At 72.9% G+C, this 21,654-nt stretch carries 25 protein-coding genes and 1 pseudogene; 23 read left to right on the forward strand and 3 right to left on the reverse strand.

The window, feature by feature from the left end:
- The first annotated feature begins 1,890 nt into the window (after nt 1–1,890).
- Nucleotides 1,891–3,417, forward strand: a complete 1,527-nt coding sequence (locus BSZ36_RS16945; RefSeq protein WP_218827732.1) for a replication initiation protein — start codon at nt 1,891–1,893, stop codon at nt 3,415–3,417.
- A 125-nt stretch (nt 3,418–3,542) separates the two neighbouring features.
- Here BSZ36_RS16945 and BSZ36_RS16950 read toward each other — a convergent pair whose 3' ends face one another.
- Together BSZ36_RS16950 and BSZ36_RS16955 are read right to left on the reverse strand one after the other, a co-directional pair.
- The gene (locus BSZ36_RS16950; RefSeq protein WP_218827733.1) at nt 3,543–5,114 is read right to left on the reverse strand and encodes a Y-family DNA polymerase; all 1,572 of its coding nucleotides are present in this window, start codon (nt 5,112–5,114) and stop codon (nt 3,543–3,545) included.
- The gene (locus BSZ36_RS16955; protein ID WP_094551476.1) at nt 5,111–5,644 is read right to left on the reverse strand and encodes a LexA family protein; all 534 of its coding nucleotides are present in this window, start codon (nt 5,642–5,644) and stop codon (nt 5,111–5,113) included. Before BSZ36_RS16955 ends, BSZ36_RS16950 begins: the two co-directional genes overlap by 4 nt.
- A 486-nt stretch (nt 5,645–6,130) precedes the next feature.
- Between BSZ36_RS16955 and BSZ36_RS16960 the strand changes: the two genes are divergently transcribed.
- From BSZ36_RS16960 to BSZ36_RS16975, 4 genes are all read left to right on the forward strand, one after another.
- A complete protein-coding gene (locus BSZ36_RS16960) occupies nt 6,131–6,352 on the forward strand; it encodes a hypothetical protein (RefSeq protein ID WP_094551478.1) in 222 nt (73 codons plus the stop codon).
- 180 nt (nt 6,353–6,532) lie between these two features.
- On the forward strand, nt 6,533–7,090 hold the full coding sequence (locus BSZ36_RS16965; protein ID WP_143536966.1) for a hypothetical protein: 558 nt from the start codon (nt 6,533–6,535) through the stop codon (nt 7,088–7,090).
- Between the two features lie 642 nt (nt 7,091–7,732).
- Nucleotides 7,733–8,269, forward strand: coding sequence for a hypothetical protein (locus BSZ36_RS16970; protein WP_143536967.1), 537 nt, complete (start codon nt 7,733–7,735; stop codon nt 8,267–8,269).
- A gap of 111 nt (nt 8,270–8,380) precedes the next feature.
- Nucleotides 8,381–9,367: a class I SAM-dependent methyltransferase gene (locus tag BSZ36_RS16975; RefSeq protein ID WP_094551484.1), complete on the forward strand. Its 987-nt coding sequence runs from the start codon at nt 8,381–8,383 to the stop codon at nt 9,365–9,367.
- A 360-nt stretch (nt 9,368–9,727) separates the two neighbouring features.
- Here the strand turns inward: BSZ36_RS16975 and BSZ36_RS16980 are convergent, their stop codons facing one another.
- Nucleotides 9,728–10,030: an ArsR/SmtB family transcription factor gene (locus BSZ36_RS16980; RefSeq protein ID WP_094551486.1), complete on the reverse strand. Its 303-nt coding sequence runs from the start codon at nt 10,028–10,030 to the stop codon at nt 9,728–9,730.
- Between the two features lie 164 nt (nt 10,031–10,194).
- Between BSZ36_RS16980 and BSZ36_RS16985 the strand changes: the two genes are divergently transcribed.
- The 18 genes and pseudogenes from BSZ36_RS16985 (at nt 10,195) to BSZ36_RS17065 (ending at nt 21,652) form a co-directional block, all read left to right on the forward strand.
- Nucleotides 10,195–10,767 (forward strand): YeeE/YedE family protein, encoded by a 573-nt coding sequence (locus tag BSZ36_RS16985; protein ID WP_094551488.1) that lies wholly within the window; start codon nt 10,195–10,197, stop codon nt 10,765–10,767.
- Nucleotides 10,768–10,778: 11 nt separating this feature from the next.
- Nucleotides 10,779–11,411, forward strand: coding sequence for a YeeE/YedE thiosulfate transporter family protein (locus BSZ36_RS19755; RefSeq protein WP_218827734.1), 633 nt, complete (start codon nt 10,779–10,781; stop codon nt 11,409–11,411).
- Between the two features lie 125 nt (nt 11,412–11,536).
- A complete protein-coding gene (locus BSZ36_RS16995) occupies nt 11,537–13,000 on the forward strand; it encodes an MBL fold metallo-hydrolase (RefSeq protein WP_094551490.1) in 1,464 nt (487 codons plus the stop codon).
- A 57-nt stretch (nt 13,001–13,057) separates the two neighbouring features.
- Nucleotides 13,058–13,300 carry a YgaP family membrane protein gene (locus BSZ36_RS17000; RefSeq protein WP_094551492.1) on the forward strand — a complete coding sequence of 81 codons (243 nt, stop codon included), beginning with the start codon at nt 13,058–13,060 and terminating at the stop codon, nt 13,298–13,300.
- 22 nt (nt 13,301–13,322) lie between these two features.
- A pseudogene (locus BSZ36_RS17005) lies at nt 13,323–14,087 on the forward strand (sulfite exporter TauE/SafE family protein); the annotation flags it as partial.
- 3 nt (nt 14,088–14,090) lie between these two features.
- Nucleotides 14,091–14,468 (forward strand): rhodanese-like domain-containing protein, encoded by a 378-nt coding sequence (locus BSZ36_RS20175; RefSeq protein ID WP_425442709.1) that lies wholly within the window; start codon nt 14,091–14,093, stop codon nt 14,466–14,468.
- Nucleotides 14,469–14,471: 3 nt separating this feature from the next.
- Nucleotides 14,472–15,368, forward strand: coding sequence for a sulfurtransferase (locus BSZ36_RS17010; protein WP_094551496.1), 897 nt, complete (start codon nt 14,472–14,474; stop codon nt 15,366–15,368).
- Nucleotides 15,365–15,559 carry a hypothetical protein gene (locus BSZ36_RS17015; RefSeq protein ID WP_094551498.1) on the forward strand — a complete coding sequence of 65 codons (195 nt, stop codon included), beginning with the start codon at nt 15,365–15,367 and terminating at the stop codon, nt 15,557–15,559. The genes BSZ36_RS17010 and BSZ36_RS17015 overlap by 4 nt, the downstream gene beginning before the upstream one ends.
- A complete protein-coding gene (locus BSZ36_RS17020; RefSeq protein WP_094551500.1) occupies nt 15,552–16,082 on the forward strand; it encodes a Spy/CpxP family protein refolding chaperone in 531 nt (176 codons plus the stop codon). Before BSZ36_RS17015 ends, BSZ36_RS17020 begins: the two co-directional genes overlap by 8 nt.
- 29 nt (nt 16,083–16,111) lie before the next feature.
- On the forward strand, nt 16,112–16,435 hold the full coding sequence (locus BSZ36_RS17025) for a high-potential iron-sulfur protein (RefSeq protein WP_094551502.1): 324 nt from the start codon (nt 16,112–16,114) through the stop codon (nt 16,433–16,435).
- A gap of 2 nt (nt 16,436–16,437) precedes the next feature.
- Nucleotides 16,438–16,758 carry a thioredoxin gene (gene trxA / locus BSZ36_RS17030; protein WP_218827735.1) on the forward strand — a complete coding sequence of 107 codons (321 nt, stop codon included), beginning with the start codon at nt 16,438–16,440 and terminating at the stop codon, nt 16,756–16,758.
- The gene (locus BSZ36_RS17035) at nt 16,755–17,318 is read left to right on the forward strand and encodes a Tll0287-like domain-containing protein (protein ID WP_218827737.1); all 564 of its coding nucleotides are present in this window, start codon (nt 16,755–16,757) and stop codon (nt 17,316–17,318) included. Before trxA ends, BSZ36_RS17035 begins: the two co-directional genes overlap by 4 nt.
- Complete coding sequence (locus BSZ36_RS17040; protein WP_094551506.1) at nt 17,315–18,370, forward strand: porin; 1,056 nt, start codon at nt 17,315–17,317, stop codon at nt 18,368–18,370. The genes BSZ36_RS17035 and BSZ36_RS17040 overlap by 4 nt, the downstream gene beginning before the upstream one ends.
- 6 nt (nt 18,371–18,376) lie before the next feature.
- Nucleotides 18,377–18,721 (forward strand): rhodanese-like domain-containing protein, encoded by a 345-nt coding sequence (locus BSZ36_RS17045; protein WP_094551508.1) that lies wholly within the window; start codon nt 18,377–18,379, stop codon nt 18,719–18,721.
- A 3-nt stretch (nt 18,722–18,724) separates the two neighbouring features.
- Nucleotides 18,725–19,543 (forward strand): sterol desaturase family protein, encoded by an 819-nt coding sequence (locus BSZ36_RS17050; protein ID WP_094551510.1) that lies wholly within the window; start codon nt 18,725–18,727, stop codon nt 19,541–19,543.
- 102 nt (nt 19,544–19,645) lie between these two features.
- On the forward strand, nt 19,646–19,867 hold the full coding sequence (locus BSZ36_RS17055; protein ID WP_094551512.1) for a hypothetical protein: 222 nt from the start codon (nt 19,646–19,648) through the stop codon (nt 19,865–19,867).
- Complete coding sequence (locus BSZ36_RS17060) at nt 19,864–20,070, forward strand: hypothetical protein (RefSeq protein WP_094551514.1); 207 nt, start codon at nt 19,864–19,866, stop codon at nt 20,068–20,070. The genes BSZ36_RS17055 and BSZ36_RS17060 overlap by 4 nt, the downstream gene beginning before the upstream one ends.
- Nucleotides 20,063–21,652: a cbb3-type cytochrome c oxidase subunit I gene (locus tag BSZ36_RS17065; protein WP_094551516.1), complete on the forward strand. Its 1,590-nt coding sequence runs from the start codon at nt 20,063–20,065 to the stop codon at nt 21,650–21,652. Before BSZ36_RS17060 ends, BSZ36_RS17065 begins: the two co-directional genes overlap by 8 nt.
- The last annotated feature ends 2 nt before the right edge of the window (nt 21,653–21,654 follow it).

A 21,654-nucleotide genomic window follows, 5' to 3' on the forward strand; every position in this document is an offset into this window, starting at 1 on the left:
GTCTCGCCCGGCGCCCAGCCCGCCGGCAGCCCCCGCGAGCAGAGAGCGCCTCTGAGCGCGATGCCTCTTGGAGCCTCCATCACACCACGAGAGGGCACACCCATCTCGCCTCCGGCGCGAGGCCTCCTCCAGTCATGCAGGCATGACCAGCAATGTAGAAATGACCAGCAATGCTGGCATTGATAGTCCTCAGTTGTGACCCGCTAGAGTCCACCCATCCGGCACCGACCCCGTGACCGTCCCCCCTCCCCTCTCTCCCGACTCGCACCCGCTCACCGAGCGGACCATACAGGCCGTCGCAGGCCGCCCCCTCGGCCACGCCTCTCCCGAGACGCTCCTGCGGGAGCGCGCCGTCCTCGCCACCGTCCCCAAGGCCGCACACCTCGTCCACACCGGCGATCCCTCGCCGCCCAGTCCGAGCGCCTCACCGGCATCACCCTCCGCGATCCAAGATCCGCCGCCCTGGACTCCTACCCGGCCGAACGCACCCAGCGCTAGCGGGAGGTCACACCGACCGACGCGAGCTACCCCAACTCGCGCCACCGGCCCGCCTGACGGCGGCCCCGCGTCCGCTCGGTAGAACTCCCACTCGACCGACACACCGCCGCGCCCGGCGCCGGACACGCCGCCACCCAGCGCAAACCTGGAGCGGTCCTCGCTACCGCCCCACCAACGCGGGCGGGCTCAGTCGTGTCGGCCCTCGGCCCAGGGGCGACCGCGAGACGGGTCGGCCTCCACCCCGCGCGAGGAGCCCACAGGCCCCGCTCCACACCATGAGGGATCGGTCCCGCTACCCCTTGCGCGCGGCTCCGTCCTCCCCAATACGGGGGGTACGCCCCCAGGGCCTGCCGTTTGGGCCCCCGTCCGTCACGTCTGGTGCCACCCTCCCCTCCCTCCTCGCCTTCGGCGCGCGCGAGCCGGGGGCGCCGTCGGCGTCCGTTGTCACCGGCTACGCATCCGGCATGTGCAGCATTGCAAGCAATGCTGTAAACACTGCGCGCGTCGTCCACGCCCCCGCGTCCGGCTCTGGGCACGGTGCGCGCGGCCCGGTCCGCCGCCGTCGTCCGCGCCGTGGCCTCTGACGGCCCCTGGGGACTCAGCCAGCGGGGCTCAGCCAGCGGGCGCGTTTATCGTCGCCAGAGACTCGGTCGCGAATGGTCGACATTTCTGACATTGCTAGCAATGGTACCCCTTGATCCATCCGAGCCACCCCGACAGGGGAACGGCGACCCCCGCTCTCGCGGATAGGCTGGCTCTCTGCACCGGCCCGAGCGGTGTGCTCCTGCTCACCGCGCCCGCCCGTCCCGATTCCCTCTCTGGCAAGGCCACCCCCGTCCTACCTCCAACCGAAAAGGGCTCAGGCCGTGAGGGTCCATTCGTGTACCCCAGCCCCGTGCGCGCTGACAGCGCTCTCTTCCATCCCACCCTTTTTCAACGCGACGCGCCCCGTACGCGTTTAATAAGGTTTAAGAACGTTTAATACCGTTTAGGGGGGGCGATCTCGTTGCGCCCCAAAGAGATGCAGTCGCAAAGGTGGTCGCCTATGGGATGACAGGTGGTCACCTATGGGACGTGAGGTGGTCGTCTATGGGACGAAAGGTGGTCGTTTGTGGGATCGCGACCTCGACAGGTGGTCGTTTATGGGACGGCTCCCGAAAGTCTTGTCCTCCAACGCGTTACCCACGCTGTCAGGGACGCAATTGCACGGAGGTGGTCGCCTATGGGATGACAGGTGGTCGTTTGTGGGATCGCGCTCGCTTCAGGTGGTCGTCTATGGGACGCATAGCGCCAGAGGCGGCGCGCGACCGGCCTTCAGGGAGGCCCAGAGAGGGCCCGGCGGGCGTCTCCCCGTCCAAAGGTGGTCACCTATGGGATAGGCCGCCCCGTTCCTTGCGGGCCGTTCTGAGCAGCCGTACCCTGACCGGGCGGCTCGCCCCCGCCGCTCCCACAAACGACCACCTAAAGGTCGGGCGGGCGGATCCGCGGCCCGTCTCCCCTCCGCGCGCTCCCCCTCGACCCATCCAGACCTCGCTCCTCCTCGGCCTCGACGACCCCGCCCGGCCCGGCGCCGTGGAGGTCAAGAAGCACGTCGGCGCGGTCCACTCCAAGGCGCCCCTCTCGCTCCTCCAGCGCAAGGTCGCCAACGTGCTCCTCCTCAACGCCTTCGAGGAGCTGGCCGACGACCGCGTCGAGCGCCACGAGATCGCCCTCCGCGACCTCGCCCGCATCTGCGGCTTCGACTCCAACAACTGGGAGTACCTCCAGGACGCCCTCCGCGCCCTCACCGACGTCCGCATCGAGTGGAACGTCCTGGACAAGGACGGCAAGAAGCGGTGGGGGAGAAGCGCCTACCTCGCCGAGGTCGAGATGGTCGAGCGCTCCGGCACGGCCTCCTACGTCTACCCGCCCACGCTCCGCCGCCAGCTCGCCAACCCCGCCGTCTACGCCCGGATCAACCTCGCCATCCAGGCCCGCTTCGGCTCCGGCTACGCCCTCGCGCTCTACGAGAACTGCGTCCGCTTCCGCAAGGTCGGCACCACCGGCTTCCTCCCGCTCGACACCTGGCGCGGCCTCCTCGGCGTCGAGGAGGGGCAGTACCCCGAGTACAAGTACCTCAACAAGCAGGTCCTCAAGCGCGCCGCCGACGAGGTCAACCGCTACTCGGACATCCGCGTCGAGATGGAGACCAAGAAGGAGGGCCGCTCCGTCGCCGCCCTCCGCTTCACCGTCGCCGAGGCGGGCGACGAAGCGGTCCAGGCCTCTGGCGCCGTCGGCCCCGCCATCCGCCAAGCCCTCGGCGCCGTCCCCGACCCCCGCTCGCTCGCCCCCGAGCCCGCCGAGGTCATCGCCGACCACCCCCTCGCCGACCTCCAGCGCCGCCTGCTCACCTTCGGCCTCTCCGAGGCGCAGGCCCTCGACCTCTCCACCGAGTTCGACCCCGCGCGCGTCGCCACCAACCTCGACCACGTCGAAGCCGAGATCGACAAGGGCGAGGTCAAGAACGTCGCCGCCTTCACCGTCGCGGCCGTCCGGGGCGACTACGCCGCGAGCGCCGGGCCGCCCGCGGTCGTCCGCCAGGCCGAGGAGAAAAAAGCCGACGCCAAGCGCGCCCGCGATGCCCAACAGCGTCAGCGCGAGGAGCGCAAGGCGCAAGCGGCGCAGTCCGAGCGCGAGAGGGGAGAGGCCCGCGACCGCGCGCTCGACGAAGCGTTCGCCGCCCTCCCTCAGGCCGAACAGGACGCCCTCACCGACGAGGCCGTCGCCCGCATGAGAGCGGATGCGCCCCCCATCCACGCCTGGTACCGCGAGGCCGCCGAGGCGGGCACGCCAGAGGCCGACATGCGCCCCGCCGTGCTGTCCACCCTCCGCGCCTTCCGGCGGGACCTCGTCGCCGCGATCTCGTCGCCGAGCAGCTAGGCCGCTGGCGGAGGAGGTCCGGCCCGTGCGCTGGATAGCGTCGCCAGCGCGCTTGGTATCCCGAGCGTTCCGCTTAGACCCCAGCGCCAGCCCGTAGCCGTCGTCTCCTCGGCTTGAGTGACAGGCTACGCTCGGACAACCGCCACCTCCTCCCACCGCGTCGTGTACCGCGGGCTCATCCGCTCCCGACGCATCTCCCACGCCGGCGCGCCAGAGGCCTCCCGCGCCCGCCGGAGCGCCTCTGGCGCCCCCTGGCTCGCCACCACGACCGCCCGCTTCCCGTACTTCCGGTTCGCCGCGTCCAGCGCCTCCATCAGCGCCTGACGCCTCTGGCGGCCCGCCGCCGTGTCGCCGTCCGTGATCGCGCGCCGGCCGCCAGAGGCCGGCCGGCCGCCAGGGGCCGGGAACAGCCCCCGCTGCTCCGTCCCCACCGGCCGGATCTCCGCCAGCATCACGCCCGCTTTCCGGTAGCGGTAGGGCACGCCTCTGGCGTCGCACCCGGCATGCGCCCGCTCCAGACACCGCCTTGCCGCCCCGACCAGCGCCGCCGAGTCCGCCGTCGCCTCGGCCAGCACCTCGTCCCCGCTGCCCGACCGATGCGGCCCCGCCCCGAACCGCTTCGTCGTCACGAACGCCGAGATCCGACCCGCGACGAGCCCCTCCGCCCGCAGCTTCTCCGCCGCCCGCGCCGCGTGCGTCGCCACGGCCTGGGAGATCGCCGCCAAGTCGCCCGTCGGCTCGCCAAAGCTGCGCGATTTGACAAGCGTCTGCCGCGCCACCGGCGCGTCCTCCAAGGGCAGACACGACACGCCCCTGAGCTCCATCGCTGTCCGGAGTAGCACCACGTTGAACCGGCTCCGCAAGAGGCCGTCGGGCAGCGCCGCGAGCCCCAGCGCTGTCGTCGCGCCCAGCGCCTCCAGGCTCAAAGCCCACCGGCGCCCCACGCCCCACACGTCGCCGACCGGCATCGACCGCAACCAGCGCTCGCGCTCCGGGTGCCCCCACAGGCACACGCACGGCTCCTCGCCTCTGGCGAGCCGCACCTTCGCCCACTCGCTCGCCGCCTTGGCGAGCGTCTTCGTCTCCGCCCACGAGACCCGCACCGGGATCCCCGTCCACCGCAGCACCCGCGCCCGGATCTCGCGCGCCCGCCGCTCCATCTCCGCGCAGACCGCCTCTGGCGTCCCGTCGAGAGCCTGTCCCGGACCCCGACCCGGGATCGGCACGCTCAGAAATGCCTCGTCCACGCTGTACACCTCCACGTCCGGCGTGAACGTCTCCAGGCACGCCATCACCCGGCGGCTCATGTCGCCGTACAAGGTGTAGTTGGACGAGAACACCCGCACGCCCTGCGTCGCCAGCTCGCGCCTGTGCTTGAAAAACGGCGCGCCCATCGGGATGCCGAGGTCCTTCACCTCCTGCGAGCGTGCGATGATGCAGCCGTCGTTGTTGGAGAGCACGGCCACGGGCACGCCCTCCAGCGACGGGTCGAAGACCCGCTCGCACGAGCAGTAGAACGCCGAGCAGTCCACGAGCGCGAACAGCCGCCGCGGCCGCCCCTCGCCAGAGGCCCGGACGCCAGAGGCCCGGACGCCAGAGGCCCCTGGCGCTCGCGCAGCCTCGTCCGAGCCCAGAGGGCAGGGGAGGGGCGCCCCTTCTGCTACTGGCCACTCCCCACTCCCCACTGGCCCGCTCACCGGCCCCGCCGCGCGTCGTGCAGCACGTACGTCACCACGCCCCACACCACCAGGTCCTGCCCCTCGCGCAGCTCGATCGACGGGTACGCCGGGTTCGCCGCGAGCAGCGCCGTCCGCTTCCCCTGCCGCAGGAACCGCTTGACGGTCAGCTCCCCGTCGACGGCCGCCACGACGACATCGCCAGAGGCCGGCTCGACCGCCCGGTCCACCAGCAGCAGGTCGCCCGAGAGGATCCCCGCGCCCGTCATCGACTCCCCATCGGCCCGCATCCAGTAGCACGACGGCGAGAGCGCGCCGGTCAGTTCGTGGAGGTCCAAGTGCCCCTCCACGTAGTCGTCGGCAGGGGAGGGGAAGCCCGCCGAGACGCGCGAGAGCACGAGCGGCAACGGCGGTCCCGGCCCGACCTCGCTCGCCGGGACGTAGGCCGTGATCACCAGCTCGCCGGGCGTCGCGATCGGCGCCGACGCGCCGTCGCCAGAGATGCCGGAAGCGGCGCCGTCGCCCGAGGATGTGTCGAAGTGGAAGGGCATGAGGCGAGAGGGGAGAGGCACCCAACGCTCGCGCGTCCCCCGTGCCACATCACGTGTCACGGCCCCTCTGGCGCGCCCACGGCCGCCTCTGTCGCGCGCCGCCGCTCGGCGCGATGCCCATGCCTGACCCCGAGTCCCGGACCCTCTGAGGGCCTCCCAGGGCGCGAGAGGTCGCTGCACATATGACAGACATGAGCCACGGCGCGCGGGTCTCCACACCCGGCACCTGCGCCGCGGAGGTCGTAGGGAAGGGGAGGGGGCGGCGGCGCTCGTGGCAAGCAACGCACCGTGCTCGGCCCGTCAAGGCCGTCGGGCGGCAGGCCGCCCTCGCACGCGCCCACCGCGCGTTGCACGCGCGCCAGGCGGCCTTGACCGTCCTGCGCGCGGCGCGGGCGCGGGGGCGTGCGCCGTCGGCGCTCCGGTCCAAACCCTGCGCGCGTGTTCGCGCGCACTCTGGGTCGCTCGTGTCCCGTCCCGTGTCTCACCATGTTCCGCTCGTTCCTCTCCTCTCCTGCGTTCCGGCGCTTCCTCGGGGCTCCGGCTCCGGTCCTCATCTACGGCGTCCTGGCGCTGCTCTTCGCCTGGGGCGCGGTCCACGTCGGCTGGCAGTCCGCGGGCTGCGCCGTGTGCGGCTTCGTCTCGCTGTTCTTCATCGGCGTCGTGGCCGGTGAACTCCGCTACTTCCGCACCGCGCGTCACCGCTACTAGCGCCACTCCCCCGCGTCCCCCTTGGAGACTCCAGGGGGGCTTCGCGGAGGCGACCGGGTGGCAGCGAGGCAAAAAGTTGACAGCAAGCTCAAGCGCCGTTACGTTTTGCCCGCCCCCACCACGGGCCATGACACGCCTCCGAGCGCGCCCACGCGGAGCATTCGGTACACCCGCATGCTCATGAGCACCCCCCCGTTCACCGTGGGCAGGCCCGTCCTCCTCGACGGCCCGCCTCCGCCCCTGGAAGGCGCGCGCCTTCTCCTCGACGGGCCCGTCCCCCGGCTCCTCGTCGTCTACCACGAGCCCACGCCCGAGGAGATCGCCGCCGTCCAGCTCGGCCGCGCCGACCTCGGCCTCTACCACCGCGACGGCGTCGCGGCCCTCGCCGCCCGCTTCGGCGAGCCCACCGATCCCGCCCGCGTCGAGGTCCTGGCCCCGCTCGTGCTCTTCGGCCGCTCCGTCGACCCCGGCCCCCCGGCGCTCCGTACGGCGCAGGTCGCGCTGTGCGACGCCGCGCGCCTGCTCGTCCGCTCCCTCCGGTCCGTCTCCCTCCCGGCCGCGTTCCTCCACGCGGCGCGGTGCGCGTCCAGGGTGCAAACGGCCCGGTTCGCGAGCGCCGCCGCAGCCGTCCGCGCGCACGAAGCGGCTCTGCGCGCGCTCACCGTTCCGGACGCGCTCCGCTGCGCCGTCGCACGTGCCCACCTCCGCGGACCCCGCACGGCGTTGGCGAATGGCTAGCGGCTGCCAGGCTTTGCTTGGTGAGTCGGAACGAAGCCGAGCGCGAGCGGCTGGCGCCGCCGCAAGGCGCTCGACGCAGTCGTAGTCGCGCACCTCGCTGCGCCCAGCGCCGACATCACGTCGCCGGAGATCGCCATGAGCTACGCCCTCCAGGTCGGCCAGCCCGCCGCCACGTCCGCGAGGCGTCGCTCCGCGTTCTCTACGGCGAGACCGTCCCCGGCCTCCTCGCCCGAGGCGAGCGGAGCGTGTGCGCGTAGGCCTCGTCGGGACGAGCAGAAACGAGCGGAGCGAACGAGACACTGACGGGGCGATAGGGCCGCGAAACACAGGCACGGGCGGTCGCCTGCACGGGCGAAGGGGCGAAGGGAGCACCCGAGTGGGGGCTGTACACGCTCGGGCACGCCTCAGGCCTGGCAAGGGACGCTTCGCCCGCTCCCCTCCCTCGGGAGGGGAGGCGCGGGCTCCGGCTCCGTCCTCGCCATGCTCACTCGGGCCGCCGACGGCCCGGCTGCGCGTGGCTCCGGGCGGCCCCGCGGATAGGCGACGTGCCGTCGCCTGGGATCCGCTTTGCCATCCCCTCTGGCGCGCCTCGGTGAGTGGTGACGCCCCCAGCACGGGGCGCTCCTCCCGCTCCCCCTCGCCATGCCCGCCTCCGTCTCCGCTCTCGCACGTCGTCTCCGTTCCGCCTCTGCCGTCGGCGTCTCCGGCAGCCGCTCGGCCTCTCCGGGCTGCGCCCGGGCCGTCGCGTGGGCGCTCCGCCAGCTAGCCCCGGGTGCCTCCGTCGTTACCGGCTGCATGTCCGGCATTGATCAGGTGGCTCGTGGGCTCGCGCCGTCGGCGCTCGTGTTCCAGGCGTCCCGCTTCGGGCGGGGGCGGGGCCGCTTCGCGCGGCGCTCTACCGCTGTTGTCCGGCGCGTCGCTGCAGCAGGGCCTCTGGCGCTCTGGGTGTCCGCTCCGGGCCGTGCGTGCCCGCGGGGCTTGGTGCCGTCTGCGTCCTCGTCGGCCTGCTTCGCCGGCTTCGGCTCCGGGTCGTGGGCCTCGCTGGCGCTGGCGCTCGGCCTGGGCATGCGCGCCCTGGTGTGGCTCCCGGTCGGCGTCACGCCGCCCCCATCCTGGGGGTTAGGGCTCGTGTGTGCCGGGCAGGCGGGCGCCTGGTGGGGCACGCCAGATCTGGCGTGAGGACCCCTGGGGAGTGACACCGCGCTGCGCAGGACCGCGCTGCGCAGGACCGCGGACGCTGTGTGACCGGGGCGGCCTCTGGCGACGCCCCGTTCACACACCCCCGCGACCATGACACCGATTCTGAACGCCGACGCTAGCCAGGCTCTCGCACGCGTGGTCGAGCACGCCATCGCAGCATCCCGGCGCCTCACAGCGACGGACCTGTTCGCCGTCGCGGCCGAGGCCTACGGCGGCACGCTCGCCCAGGGCGCGTTCACGCCCCGCGACGCCTACGACGCCGCCGAACTCGGCCTCCACCTCCACCTGCTCCGCACCGTTGGACACCTTCCGCCAGAGGCCTCTGGCGCTCGCGACGCCCTCGCCGAGGTCGAGCGCCTCTCGGCGCTCTTGTCCAGCCAGACGCGCCGGACGGCGGAGCAGAACGACTACCAGCAGTTCTCGACGCCGGCCGCCTACGCGGGCCTCTGCGCCTGGATCAGCGGGGTTGGGAAGGGGAGCCGCGTCCTCGAACCCTCCGCGGGCACCGGCGCACTCTGCGCGTTCGCGCTCGCCGCTGGCGCCACGGTCCACGCCAACGAGCTCTCCGGCCGCCGGGCCGACCTGCTGGCGGTGCTGCTCGACGAGTCGGGCCAGGACCCGTCCCAGACTCTCACGCGCGAGAACGCCGACCACCTCGACGCCATCCTTCCGGCGTCCGTCCGGGCCGACGTGGTCGTGATGAACCCCCCGTTCTCGATGACCGCAGGACGGCTCGGGACCCGCCGCGTCCCGACGGTCGGCACCGACCACGTGCTCCAGGCGCTCCGCCGCCTCGACGCGGGCGGACGGCTCGTCGCCGTCCTCAGCGCCGCCGTCCGGCGCGGGAAGCCGACTCACCAGGCGTTCTTCGAGGCCATCGACGCCGACCCGTTTCGGCTCTGCGCCGACGTCGAGGTCGCCGGGGCCGTCTACTGCCCCTACGGGACCTCGGTGCGCACGCGGCTCCTCGTCGTGGACCGGGCGTTGGAAACCTCGTCGGCGCACGACGCGAGGCACGTGGAGGCCGTCGTCGAGACGGTGAGCCAAGCCCTCGACGTGCTCGCGCCCCTCCGCTAGCGACGGGGCTGACTACGAGGCTTCCCAGAGACGGCGGATCAGGACTGTCCAGAGCCGGCCGTCGAACGTGCGGGAGGCGCCGACGGCGGCGTCACCGACTCCGTGAGCGAGCATGGTCTTGCCGCACTGGCGCGGCCCGTGGACGAGCACGACCGGCGTGTCGGCGAGGGGCTCCCCCAGGCGCGACCGAACCAGGCGGAGGTGGTGGGGGCAAAGCCAGAGGCTACATCTCGCTTCGGCTCGTCGAAAGAGCAGCCCCCGCAGATTGAAAGATCTGACGCCGCTATCTGAAGGCCGCCGGGAGGGGCGTGGCCGGTCCAGGATCTACGTCGTGCCGCCCGCGCAACCGTTGGGGCTCGCCTAGGCTCGCTCGCGCAGCGCCCCGCACACGAGCAGGCACAGCCCCGGTACGCTCGCGTCCGTGACGCGGTAGAGCGAGAGAACCCCCTCGCGGCGGCTCCCCACCAGCCCGCCGTCGGCCAGCTTGCGGAGGTGCTTCGACGTGTTCTGGTGGCTCTGGCCCGTCGCCGCGGCGAGGTCCTGCACCGCCATCTCGCCGCGCTCCATGAGCACGTTGAGCAGGTGCAACCGCACGGGGTCCCCGAGCAGGCGAAAGCGCCCGGCGGCGGCGGCGAGGAGGGTAGGGGGGACGGGCGCGTCCATGCGAGGAGTATACAACTGGAAAGGTGCGGGCCGTCGTGTCGAAGGCGCCCTGAAGGGAGTCTGGAGAGCGAGCGCGGGCGTGTTCACCGTTCCTTTGTCATGTAGGGGTGGAACCCGACAACCGAAGAGTTGTATTGTGATCGTCGCAACACGTCATAACAACCATGCCTGTAGTTCAAGACCCCTGGCCCTGGTACGTCGCCGGCCCCCTCATCGGGCTCCTCGTCCCCGCCCTCCTCGTCTTCGGCGGCAAGGCGTTCGGCCTCTCGGCCAACCTCCGCCACGCCTGCGCCGCGCTCCCGGTCCCCGAGCGGTCCAAGCCCGGCTTCCTCCGCTACGACTGGCGCTCGGCCGGTACGTGGAACCTCGTCTTCGCCCTCGGGATCGCCGTCGGCGGCTTCGTCGGCATCCGCCTCCTCTCCGACCCGACGGCCCCGCTCGCGATCTCGGCCTCGACCGTCGCGGCGCTCGCCGACCTCGGCGTGACCGACCTCGCCGGGTTCGTCCCCGCGCAGCTCGTCTCGTGGGCCGCGCTCGCCACGCCCGTCGGCGCGCTCATGGTGCTCGGCGGCGGCTTCCTCGTCGGCTTTGGCGCCCGCTGGGCCGGCGGCTGCACGTCGGGCCACGCCATCTCCGGCCTGGCCGCCCTCCAGATCCCGTCGCTCGTCGCCGTCGTCGGCTTCTTCGTGGGCGGCCTCGCCGTGACCCACCTCGTCCTCCCGCTCCTGCTCGGATAGCCCCCGCCGCCATGCAGACCCCGACCCCCCTCTATCGCCAGGCCGACGCCGACGGCGCCGCCCCGCCCGCCGACTGCGTCGACACGCCTCAGGTGGCCGTTGCGGAGCCTCTGGCCCCGTCCGCGCCCCACGTCGACCTCCCCCCAGAGTGCGCCGACGTCGAGCAGGTCCCCGAGGACCTCCGCGACCGCGCCCTCGCCGAGGGCAACGCGCCGCTCGCGCTCGCCGTCTACGGGCTCCTCGGCGCCGGCCTCGGCCTGGTGTTCACCAAGAGCCAGGTGATCTCGTGGTTCCGGATCTACGAGATGTTCCGGTTCGAGAGCTTCCACATGTACGGCATCATCGGCTCGGCCGTCGCCACGGCGGCCCTCTCGGTCTGGGTGATCCAGAAGCTGAAGCTCACGACCGTCCACGGCGAGCCCATCGAGCTCGCGCCGAAGGCGTGGGGCGACTCCCGCGTGCCCGGCGCCCGCTACTGGATGGGCGGGATCACGTTCGGCCTCGGCTGGGCGCTGCTCGGCGCCTGCCCCGGTCCGCTCGTCGCGCTCCTCGGCGGCGGCGTCTCCGTCATGGCCGCGGCTCTCGTCGCCGCGCTCGGCGGGACGTGGACCTACGCGCTCCTCCGCGACCGACTCCCGCACTAGCCCCCTTCGCGCCCCCGCACGACGGGTAGAGAATGCCCTGCACGCTGCGGGCCGGGCCGGAATCAACTTGTCATAACATCGTATACTCAGTCGCTTCCAGCGACGCCCTCTAGCCCCCTTTCGCCATGCTGTTCCGCCAGTACAACGACCCCAAGCTCGCCCAGTACGCCTACCTCGTGGGCTGCCAGAAGACCGGCGAAGCGCTCCTCATCGACCCGCTCCGCGACATCGACCAGTACGTCGCCGCCGCCGAGCGCGAGGGGCTGACCATCACGGCGGTCGCCGAGACCCACATCCACGCCGACTTCCTCTCGGGCGCGCGCGAGTTCGCCGACCGCCACGGCGCCAAGCTCTACCTCTCCGCCGAAGGCGAGGACGAGGGCTGGCCGTCGGCCTGGGCCAAGGGCTCGGACTACGACGTGACCTTCCTCCGCGACGGCGACACGTTCGCCATCGGCAACATCGACATCACGGCCGTCCATACGCCGGGCCACACGCCCGAGCACCTCAGCTATGTCGTCGTCGACCGCGGCTCGGGCGCCACGACGCCCATCGGCATCGCGACGGGCGACTTCGTGTTCGTGGGCGACCTCGGCCGGCCGGACCTGCTGGAGCAGGCGGCCGGGATGCACGGCGTCCAGGAGGACTCGGCGCGCACGCTCTTCCAGTCGCTGCCCAAGTTCCGCGAGCTCCAGGACTACCTCCAGGTGTGGCCCGCCCACGGCGCGGGCTCCACGTGCGGCAAGGCGCTCGGCGCCGTCCCCACCACGACCGTCGGCTACGAGAAGCTCTACAACGCGTCTCTCGCCGCCGCCGACGGGGGAGAGGAGACGTTCGTGGACGCCATCCTGGACGGGCAGCCGGAGCCGCAGATGTATTTCGCGCGGATGAAGCGCGACAACCGCGACGGCGTCCCGCTCCTGGGCACGCTCCCCACGCCGCCCGCGCTCACCGCGAAGGAGCTGGCCGCGAAGGCCGACGCCGGCGAGACGCTGGTCGTCGATACCCGGCTCGACCGCTCGGGCTTCATGGCCAAGCACATCCCCGGCGCGCTCTACGCGCCGATGAATAAGAGCTTCAACACGGTCGTGGGCTCGCTCGTGGTCGACGAGACGACGCCGATCGTGCTCGTGATCGAGGCGGGCCACGTCGAGGAGGCCGTCCGCGACCTGGTCCGCATCGGCTACGACAACGTGGTCGGCTACGCGACGCCCGACACGCTCGAGCGCTACGTCGAGGACGGCGGCGAGACGGCGTCCATCCCCGAGATCACGTTCGAGGACCTGGCGCGGCGGAAGGACGAGGACGGCACGGCGGTCGTGGACGTCCGGTTCGCGAGCGAGTACGCCGGGGGCCACGTCCCGGGCGCGGTCAACGCCTCGTACACGCGCCTGCCGGACTACGAGACCGACCGGATCCCCAGCGGCAAGACGCTGCTTGTCCACTGCGCCTCGGGCGCCCGCTCGGCCGCCGCGAGCGCCTTCCTCGCCCGCGAGGGCTACGACGTGGCCTACGTCAACGGCGCCTTCGGCGACTATGCCGAGGACCACGAGGTCGCGACCGGCTCGCGCGAGACGGTCGAGGCCTGACATCCCGCCCGCCAGCGGCCACCGCGCGCCGCTGGCGGGCGCCCGTTCTCCATCTCTATGACCGCCCCCTCCTTCGTCCGCTTCATGGTCTCGCCCTCGGGCCGCGCGCTCCGCGTGGTCGCCGGGCTCGGCCTCTTCACGTGGGGCCTCTCCCGCCGCGAGACGCCCGGCGGCAAGGCCACAGCCGCGCTCTCGCTCGTCCCCCTCGCCGCGGGCTCGTTCGACGTGTGCGTGCTCGGCCCCCTCCTGGGCGCCCCCCTCGACGGGGACGCCGCCCGCGCCGCCGTCGGCACCGCCTAGCCCCGGGCTCCGCCCGCACCCCATGATCTACGCCCTCCTCGGCGCCGTCGCCATCGGCCTCGTCCTCGGCCTCCTCGGCTCCGGCGGCTCCATCCTGACGGTCCCCGTCCTGGTCTACCTCGCCGGCCACGGCGAGAAGGTCGCCATCGCCGAGAGCCTCGCGATCGTCGGCGCCATCGCCGCCGTCGGCGCGTTCCCCTACGCCCGCCAGAAGCTCGTCGATTGGCACTCCGTCCTCTACTTCGGCGTGCCCGGCATCGTCGGGACCTACGGCGGTGCAGCGCTCGCCAAGTGGATCCCTGGCGCCGTCCAACTGGCGCTGTTCGCCGTCGTGATGATCCTGGCCGCCGGGCTCATGTTCCGCGGCCGGAAGGAGGTGCCGGAGGGCGAGGTGCGCGAGCGCCAGCCGCTGTGGCTGATCGGCATCGAGGGCTTGCTCGTCGGCGTGCTGACGGGGCTCGTGGGCGTCGGCGGCGGGTTCCTGATCGTCCCAGCCCTCGTCCTCCTGGGGGGCTTGTCGATGCGGCTCGCCGTCGGGACGAGCCTGCTCATCATCGCGGCCAAGAGCGCGGCCGGGTTCTTCAAGTACGTCGACGTGCTCGCCGAGACGGGCCAGCAGGTCGACTGGCAGCTCATCGGCATCTTCGCCGTGATCGGCATCGCCGGGTCGTTCGTGGGCAACGCGCTCAGCCAGCGCGTGCCGCAGGCCCAGCTCAAAAAGGGCTTCGCCGTCTTCCTGGTCGTCATGGGCGTCTTCATCCTCGGCAAGGAGGGTCCGGCGGCGCTCGGCATGGACGCCCAGGCGGCCACCCCGGCGACGGCGGTCGAGACGGCCGCGCCTGCCACGGCCGTACCCGCCACGCTCTCGGCCGACGAGGCCGTCGCCTACCTCGCCGCTACGCCCGACGCCCAGCTCGTCGACGTCCGCACGGCCCCGGAGATCGCCGCGACGGGCACGCTCGAGGGCGCTCTCGCCCTCGCCTACGCGCCCGGCTTCACCGGCCGAGCCGCCGACGCGCTCGATCCGGCCCGGCCCGTCGTCCTCTTCTGCGGCTCGGGCGCCCGCTCGGCCCGCGCCGCGAGCGACCTCGCCGGGGCGGGCTTCGCCGAGGTCGCCAACGCCGGGGCCTTCCGCACCCTCGCCGCCGCAGGCCTCCCCACCGACTGACCCATGCGCGTTCTCCTCGCCCTCGCTCTCGTCGCCCTCGGCGGCTGCGCCGCCACCGCGCCCCGCCCGGCCGCCTCGCCCGACCTCGTCGTCTCCGCTGCCGAACTGGCGGACGGGATCGAGGGGGCCGTCGTCGTCCACGTCGCCCGCGAGCGGGCCGACTACGACGCGGGCCACGTCCCCGGCGCCCGCTTCCTCCCGCTCTCGGCCGTCGCCGCCGAGCGGGGCGGCGTGCCCAACATGCTCCCACCGCTGGCGGAGGTGCGCGCCGCCTTCCAAGCCGTCGGCGTCTCCGACGGCTCCCGCGTCGTCCTCTACGGCGACCTCGGCGGGCTCTCGGCCGCGCGCGCGCTCTACGCGCTCGACGCCATCGGCCACCCCGGCGGGGCCGTCCTCGACGGCGGACTCGCGGCGTGGCAGCGCGCCGGACAGCCGGTCTCTACGGACGCCGCCCCGCCCGCGCGCGCGGGCTCCATCACGACGGCACCGGACCCGCGCGTGACCGCGACCGCGTCCGACGTCCGCGCGCTCCTGGACGACGCCGCTGCCGGTCGCGCCGCGCTCGTGGACGCCCGACCGTTCGAGCAGTACACGGGCGCCACGCCGGGCGGCGGCGTCACCCGCCCCGGCCACGTCCCCGGCGCGGCCTCGCTCTTCTGGGAAGAGGACCTCCGGCCCGACGGCACGCTCCGCTCCCTCGACGAGCTCCGGGCGCGCTACGCCGAGGCGGGCGCCGTCCCCGGCGAGCCCGTCGTGACCTACTGCCGGACCGGGGTCCAGGCGTCGCACGCCTACCTCGTCGCCCGGCTCCTCGGCCTCCAGCCCCGGCTCTACGACGGCTCGTTCTTCGAGTGGAGCACGCAGACCGACTACCCCGTCCAGCCCGGACCCCAGCCGTGACCGACCGCCCCGCCTCCGAGCGTCTCGACCTGCCGACCGAGGACTACGACGCGCTCGCCCTCGCTATCGCGAGCGATCAGAGCCCCGTCGGCATCGACGCCAAGAAAACCCACGTCGTCATCCTCCACCTCTTGCTCGACCTCCAGGACCGCCTCGCGCGGCTGGAGGCCCGCCTCGACGCCCATGACTAGCCGCCTCGCCGTCCTCGCTCTCGCCACGCTCGTGGCGCTCCCCGCGGCCGCCCAGCCCCACACGCCCCCGGCCTCGCTCTCGCAGGACGAGATGCACGGGCTCATGATGGGGCAGGGGATGGGCCTCGCCCGCGCCGCCGAGATGCAGGGCTTCCCCGGCCCCAAGCACGTCCTCGAACTCGCCGACTCCCTCGCCCTCTCGGACGACCAGCGGCGAACGGCCGAGGCCCTCATGGCCCGGGTCCAGGCCGAGGCCCGCGCCCTCGGCGCCCGCATCGTCGGCGTCGAGGCCCACCTCTCGGAGATGTTCGAGGCCGACGAGGTCGACCGCCACCACGTCGAGGGCGCCGCCCACGAATCCGCCCGGCTCCACGCCCGGCTCCGGCTCGTCCACCTCGCGGCCCATCTCGACATGCGCCAGGCGCTGACGGCTGAGCAGGCCGCCCGCTACCACGCGCTCCGCCACGGCCCCGACGCGTCGTCGGGCGGCGGGCCTGGTGGTCGCCACGGCGACGGTCACTGAGTCATCCTCTCCTCCATCCCCCTGCCTCCATGTCCACCACCCGCCGCCAGTTCCTCTCTCGTGCCGCCGTCGCAGGCGTCGCCCTCGGCGCCCCCTCGCTCCTCGCTGCCTGCGGCAGCGGCGACCCTCGCTCGGCCTCGGGCTGCGACGGCTACAGCGCGCTCACGCCCCAGGAGCTCCAGGCCCGCCAGGGGCTGAACTACGTCGACGCCTCGCCCAAGCCCGCCCAGCTCTGCTCCAACTGCATGCACTACACCGCTCCCGCCGAGGGCGCCTGCGGCGGGTGCAAGCTCTTCGCCGGGCCCGTCCTCGCGGGCGGCTACTGCACCGCCTGGGCCGCCCAGGCCAGCTAGACGTGAGCGACCGCTTCCAAACCGACGTGCTCGACAAAAGCCACGAGAAGCCCGTCCTCGTCGACTTCTGGGCGCCGTGGTGCGGCCCCTGCCGCGTGCTCGGTCCCACCCTCGAGCGCCTGGCGAAGGAGAGCCAGGGCCGCTGGCGGCTCGTGAAGGTCAACTCCGACCATCACCCCGACCTCGCGCGCCGCTACGGCGTCCGCGGCATCCCCGCCGTCAAGCTGTTCGTCGACGGGACCGTCGAGGCCGAGTTCACCGGCGCGATCCCCGAGCCCGCCCTCCGCAGATGGCTCGACGAGCACGTCCCCACTCCGTCGTGACCGCCCGCGCTGCCCTCGTCCTCCTCGTCCTCGCGGGCTGCGCCTCCGAGCCCTCGTCGCCCGCGGACGGGCCGCCTCCGACGGAGGCCCAGACGCCCGAAGAGGCCCGCGTCGAGGCGGCCGTCGCCGCCATCGACTCGATGCGCGCGGCGCGCGCGGCGTCCATCTCGCCGGACGAGACCGTCGACGCCGAGACGTTCGCTCGCGTGTGCAAGCCTGTCGGCATGCGCGCGCGCGCCCTCGCCGACTCCACCGGCTGGACCGTCCGCCAGGCCGCGATTCGTTTCCGCAACCCCGCCAACGCCGCCACGCCCGCCGAGGCCGCGCTCCACGAGCGGTTCGAGGCCGACCCCGCGCTCGCGCACGTCTGGGCCGACGCCCCCGGCGGGCGCCTCTACGCCCGCCGGATCACCGTCACGGCCGGGTGCGCCGCCTGCCATGGGCCCCGCGACGACCGCCCCGCCTTCGTTGCCGAGCGCTACCCCGACGACCGCGCCTACGGCTTCCAGCCCGGCGACCTGCGCGGCGTCTACGCCGTCTTCGTCCCCGCCCAGCCGTGACGCGCCGCCTCGTCCTGCTCGCCGCACTCGCGGCCGCTGCCCTGACTCCCGCCCAGGCCCAGGATCGTCCCCAGCCCTCCCCCGTCGAGGCCGCCCGCGCGGCCGACCCCTACGACGTCCCGCCCCACGTCGGCTACCTCCTCCAGGCCGACGCCCTCTCCGGCCCCGAGGTGGACCCCGACGGGTTCCTCCTCCGCACCGCCCGCCTCCGCTTCGCGGGCGAGGCCAGCGCGACGGCCCGCTACTTCGTCCAGGCCGAGCTCGCCCGCGGCCCCGCCGTTCTCGACGCCCGCCTCGCCGTCCGCCTCGGCGGCCCGGTCGAGCTCGTCGCGGGGCTCTACAAGACGCCCTTCAGCCGCGAGCTCCTCACGTTCCGCGGCGCCCTGCCCGCCGCCGAGCGCGCCCGCGCCGTCCGCGCCCTCGCGCCCGGCCGCCAGGTCGGGGCGAACCTGCGGGTCACAGGCGAGAGGGGAGGGGACACGTTCCGCGCCGAGGCCGGTCTCTTCAACGGCAACGGCGGCCGCACGTTCGCCAACGACGGCGACGGGCTCCTCGCCGTCGGGCGCGCCGAGGCCGCGCTCGCCGTCCCCGTCGGGACCCTCCGCCTCGGTGCGAGCGCGGCCCGCGGGCGCGACGACGCCGCGCCGATCCCCACGCTCGACCCGGCCTTCGAGGGCACGCGCACCGTCGTCGGCGCCGACCTCGACCTGACCACGCCCCGCGTGTACGTCCTCGCCGAGGCCCTCGCCGGCCGCCTGGACGGCCCTGGGGGCGACCGCCGCCCCTGGGGCGGCGCCCTCACCGCGACGGTCGAGGCCTTCCACCACGTCCGCCTCGTCGGGCGGCTCGACCACTTCGACCCCGACGCGCCCGAGGCCCCCCACGAGAGGCCCGGGGCCGTGGACGAGCCCCACGAGGCGCCCAACCGCGTCGCCCTCGGCCTCGACCTCGAGCCACAGCCCCACGTCCGCGCCCTCGTCGACTACGGGTTCCCCACCGACGACCCCGCCCACGGCGAGGTCCGCCTCCGCCTCCAGCTCGCGCTCCGCTAAACCCCCATGTCCTTCTTCTCCCGACTCATGAACCGCTCCGACGACACCCTCGCCCCCGCCGACTTCGTCGCCCAGCGCGACCCCGAGGCGCCCGTCCTCGACGTCCGCACGCCCGACGAGTTCGCCTCCGGCCACCTCGCCGGCGCCACGAACGTTGACGTGATGGCGCCCGACTTCCAGAGCCGGGTCGCCGCCCTCGACCTCCCCACCGACACACCGGTCTACCTCTACTGCCGCTCCGGCAACCGGTCCGGCCAGGCCACCAAGGCCCTCCGGCAGATGGGCCACACCGGCGCCGTCAACGTCGGCGGGTTCGACGCGCTCGCGAAGGCCGGCGCCGAGACGGCGTAGCCCGTGGCCACGCTCCTCGACCTTCTCCACACCACCCAGGTCGGCGCCGCGCTCGCCGGCCTGGTCGTGCTTCTCCTTTTGGAGGGCGCGCACCCGTTCTTCGAGTTCTTCCGCGAGCGGAAGGAGCGGGGCCGCCACCTCGCGCGCAACCTCGTCCTGGGTGCGGTGAACAGCGCCGTCGTGGCCGTCGTCTTTGCCGGGCTCTGGGTGGCCGCCGCGGCGTGGGCGGCGGCGAACGGCTGGGGCCTCTTGCGTCTGGTCGCGCTGCCGGGCTGGCTCCACGCCATGGGGGCGGTCCTGCTCCTCGACGCGTGGACCTACGCCTGGCACCGGATGAACCACCGGATCCCGTTCCTGTGGCGCTTCCACCGCGTCCACCACTCGGACGCGCAGATGGACGTGACGACGGCGAGCCGCTTCCACACGGGCGAGATCGTGCTGTCGTCGGCGCTCCGCGTCCCGCTCATCGTGGCGCTCGGCGTGACCGCGTGGCAGCTCGTGCTCTACGAGACGCTGATGTTCGCCGTCGTCCAGTTCCACCACGCCAACATCGCGCTCCCGGAACGCGTCGAGGCCGTCGTGAACAAGCTCATCGTGACGCCGGCGATGCACAAGGTCCACCACAGCCGGTGGCAGCCCGAGACGGACTCCAACTACTCGGCGATGCTCTCCGTCTGGGACCGCCTCTTCCGCTCGTTCCGCCGCCGTGAGGCGCTCCACGAGGTGGAGCTAGGGCTGGCGGAGTTCGATGACGACCGCCACCAGTCGGTCGCCGGGATGCTCCGGACGCCGCTCGCATCCATCCAGAAACTCGACGCGTGATCCGCCGCCCGTTCTCGCCTGCGAAGGGGGAGAGAAGCCGGTGGAGCCCTGCAACGGGGGTCTCCTCTGTTCGTATTGTATCGACGTGTCATAACAGGCGTCATGGCTGAACCCGCTGCTCCCGAAAGCCCCAAACCCGGCGTCGAACGGTCGACGGCGGGCCTCGTCGTCGCGCTCTACCTCGGGGCGACGCTCTTGCTCGCCTACATCACCTACCGGGTCATCATGGAGAGCCGGGACCGCCTCGCGCCGCCGGACCCCGACCCGGCTGCGCTCGCGGCCCCGCCGCCCGCGCCCCTCGTCGCCACCCGCCTCCCGCTGTGAGCTACCTCCCGCTCCTGACCCTGCTCCTCGTCCTCGTCGTCGGCGGGGCCACGACGCTGCTGATCCTGTTCCGTGCCGACCGCGCGGGCCACTTCCGTGGCCTCGCGGCCGGTGCCACGGTCCTCTTCGACGAGGACGAGCCGCTCGGCGTCCCCCAGGACCAACTCTACGCGCCCGACGCCTCACTTCCCGACCATGAGTAAGCGATCCGAGCGCCGCGCGCGCAAGCAGGCCGCCCGCCTCGACCAGCGCCGCGACACCTACGCGACGGGCATCGACCCCGTCCACGGCGTCTGGCGCGACGGCGTCGCACCGACCAACGTCGCCACCTGGCGCCGCGACGTCGACCGCCACGTCCGCACGCCCGTCGTGGCGTTCACGCTCACGGCCGTCTTCTGGCTCCTCGTCGGCACGACGTTCGCGCTTATCGCCTCGTTCAAGTTTCAGTACCCCGACTGGATGGGGGAGACGGCCGCGATGACGTTCGGGCGCGTCCGCCCCGCCCACCTCAACACGATGATCTGGGGCTGGATCTCACCCGCGGGCGTCGCCATCGCGGTCTGGCTCTGGGGGCGCCTGCTCAAGACCGAGGTCCGCCACGTCTGGGCGCTCAACGTGAGCTGGGTCCTGTGGAACATCGGCGTCACCGTCGGCACCGTCGGCATCCTGGCGGGCTACTCGCAGGGCATTGAGTGGGTCGAGATGCCGCTCGCGGCCTTCGTCTTCCTGGTCCCGGCGCTCCTGCTCGTCGCCTACTCGCTGCTCTCGACGCTGCGCCACCGGCGCGTGGCCCACCTCTACATCTCGGTCTGGTACATCGGCGCGTCGCTCTTGTGGACGCCGGTCCTGATCGTCGCCATCCTCCTGCCGATCTACTCCGGCGTGCCGCACGCGACGGCGAACTGGTGGTTCGCCCACAACATCCTGGGGTTGTGGCTCACGCCCATCGGGCTGGGCGCGGCCTACTACCTCATCCCCAAGGTCGTCGGGCGGCCGATCTACTCGTACCACCTCTCGTACCTCGGCTTCTGGACGCTGGCGCTGTTCTACAACTGGGCGGGCGTCCACCACTTGGTCGGCGGGCCGCCGCCGCAGTGGGTGGTCACGGTGTCGATCGTGTTCTCGGTCATGATGATCATCCCGGTCATCATCGTGGGGCTCAACCACCACATGACGGCTTTCCCGCGCATCAAGCGCGTGATCTGGAGCCCCACGCTCCGCTTCGTGGTCTTCGGCGCGGTGAGCTACACCGTGGTCTCGCTCCAGGGCGCGATGCAGGCGCTCCGGTTCTGGCAGGAGGTGACGCACTTCACGCACTACACCATCGCGCACTCGCACATCGGCGTCTACGCCTTCGTGACGATGATCGCCTACGGCGCGCTCTACTACCTCCTGCCGCGCGTGACGGGCTGGGAGTGGAAGAGCAAGCGGCTCATCTCGCTCCACTTCTGGACGACCGCCGTCGGCATCTCGCTCTACATCGTCGGGCTGACCGCCGGTGGCGTGCTCCAGGGCTTCCTGATGAACAACCCCGACGTGCCGTTCATGGAGATCGTCGAGACGATGAAGCCGTTCCTGTGGAGCCGCTCCATCGCGGGCGTGCTCATGACCGTCGGCCACCTCGCGTTCGCCTACCTCGTCTGGGAGATCGTCCGCAAAAAGGGCGAGCGCCCCCCAGGCCCGGTCTTTTTCCGCCAGCCGCCCGCGGGCGTCTACCGCATGATGACGGGCGCCGACCCCGACACGGGCGACGGGTCGGCCGCGCACCCCGTCCCCGCCCCCTAGCG

This window comes from Rubricoccus marinus (assembly GCF_002257665.1).
Lineage (GTDB): Bacteria > Bacteroidota > Rhodothermia > Rhodothermales > Rubricoccaceae > Rubricoccus > Rubricoccus marinus.

What these genes read in the sequence shown, in the direction of transcription:
- BSZ36_RS16955 (WP_094551476.1), bottom strand. Translation starts at nt 5,644, where the DNA reads ATGCCCTTCCACTTCGACACATCCTCGGGCGACGGCGCCGCTTCCGGC.
- BSZ36_RS19755 (WP_218827734.1), top strand. Translation starts at nt 10,779, where the DNA reads ATGCAGACCCCGACCCCCCTCTATCGCCAGGCCGACGCCGACGGCGCC.
- BSZ36_RS16995 (WP_094551490.1), top strand. Translation starts at nt 11,537, where the DNA reads ATGCTGTTCCGCCAGTACAACGACCCCAAGCTCGCCCAGTACGCCTAC.
- BSZ36_RS17055 (WP_094551512.1), top strand. Translation starts at nt 19,646, where the DNA reads ATGGCTGAACCCGCTGCTCCCGAAAGCCCCAAACCCGGCGTCGAACGG.
- BSZ36_RS17010 (WP_094551496.1), top strand. Translation starts at nt 14,472, where the DNA reads ATGCGCGTTCTCCTCGCCCTCGCTCTCGTCGCCCTCGGCGGCTGCGCC.
- BSZ36_RS20175 (WP_425442709.1), top strand. Translation starts at nt 14,091, where the DNA reads ATGGACGCCCAGGCGGCCACCCCGGCGACGGCGGTCGAGACGGCCGCG.
- BSZ36_RS17025 (WP_094551502.1), top strand. Translation starts at nt 16,112, where the DNA reads ATGTCCACCACCCGCCGCCAGTTCCTCTCTCGTGCCGCCGTCGCAGGC.
- BSZ36_RS16975 (WP_094551484.1), top strand. Translation starts at nt 8,381, where the DNA reads ATGACACCGATTCTGAACGCCGACGCTAGCCAGGCTCTCGCACGCGTG.
- BSZ36_RS17020 (WP_094551500.1), top strand. Translation starts at nt 15,552, where the DNA reads ATGACTAGCCGCCTCGCCGTCCTCGCTCTCGCCACGCTCGTGGCGCTC.
- BSZ36_RS16965 (WP_143536966.1), top strand. Translation starts at nt 6,533, where the DNA reads ATGAGCACCCCCCCGTTCACCGTGGGCAGGCCCGTCCTCCTCGACGGC.
- BSZ36_RS16980 (WP_094551486.1), bottom strand. Translation starts at nt 10,030, where the DNA reads ATGGACGCGCCCGTCCCCCCTACCCTCCTCGCCGCCGCCGCCGGGCGC.
- BSZ36_RS17000 (WP_094551492.1), top strand. Translation starts at nt 13,058, where the DNA reads ATGACCGCCCCCTCCTTCGTCCGCTTCATGGTCTCGCCCTCGGGCCGC.
- BSZ36_RS16985 (WP_094551488.1), top strand. Translation starts at nt 10,195, where the DNA reads ATGCCTGTAGTTCAAGACCCCTGGCCCTGGTACGTCGCCGGCCCCCTC.
- BSZ36_RS17065 (WP_094551516.1), top strand. Translation starts at nt 20,063, where the DNA reads ATGAGTAAGCGATCCGAGCGCCGCGCGCGCAAGCAGGCCGCCCGCCTC.
- BSZ36_RS17045 (WP_094551508.1), top strand. Translation starts at nt 18,377, where the DNA reads ATGTCCTTCTTCTCCCGACTCATGAACCGCTCCGACGACACCCTCGCC.
- BSZ36_RS16960 (WP_094551478.1), top strand. Translation starts at nt 6,131, where the DNA reads ATGTTCCGCTCGTTCCTCTCCTCTCCTGCGTTCCGGCGCTTCCTCGGG.
- BSZ36_RS16970 (WP_143536967.1), top strand. Translation starts at nt 7,733, where the DNA reads ATGCCCGCCTCCGTCTCCGCTCTCGCACGTCGTCTCCGTTCCGCCTCT.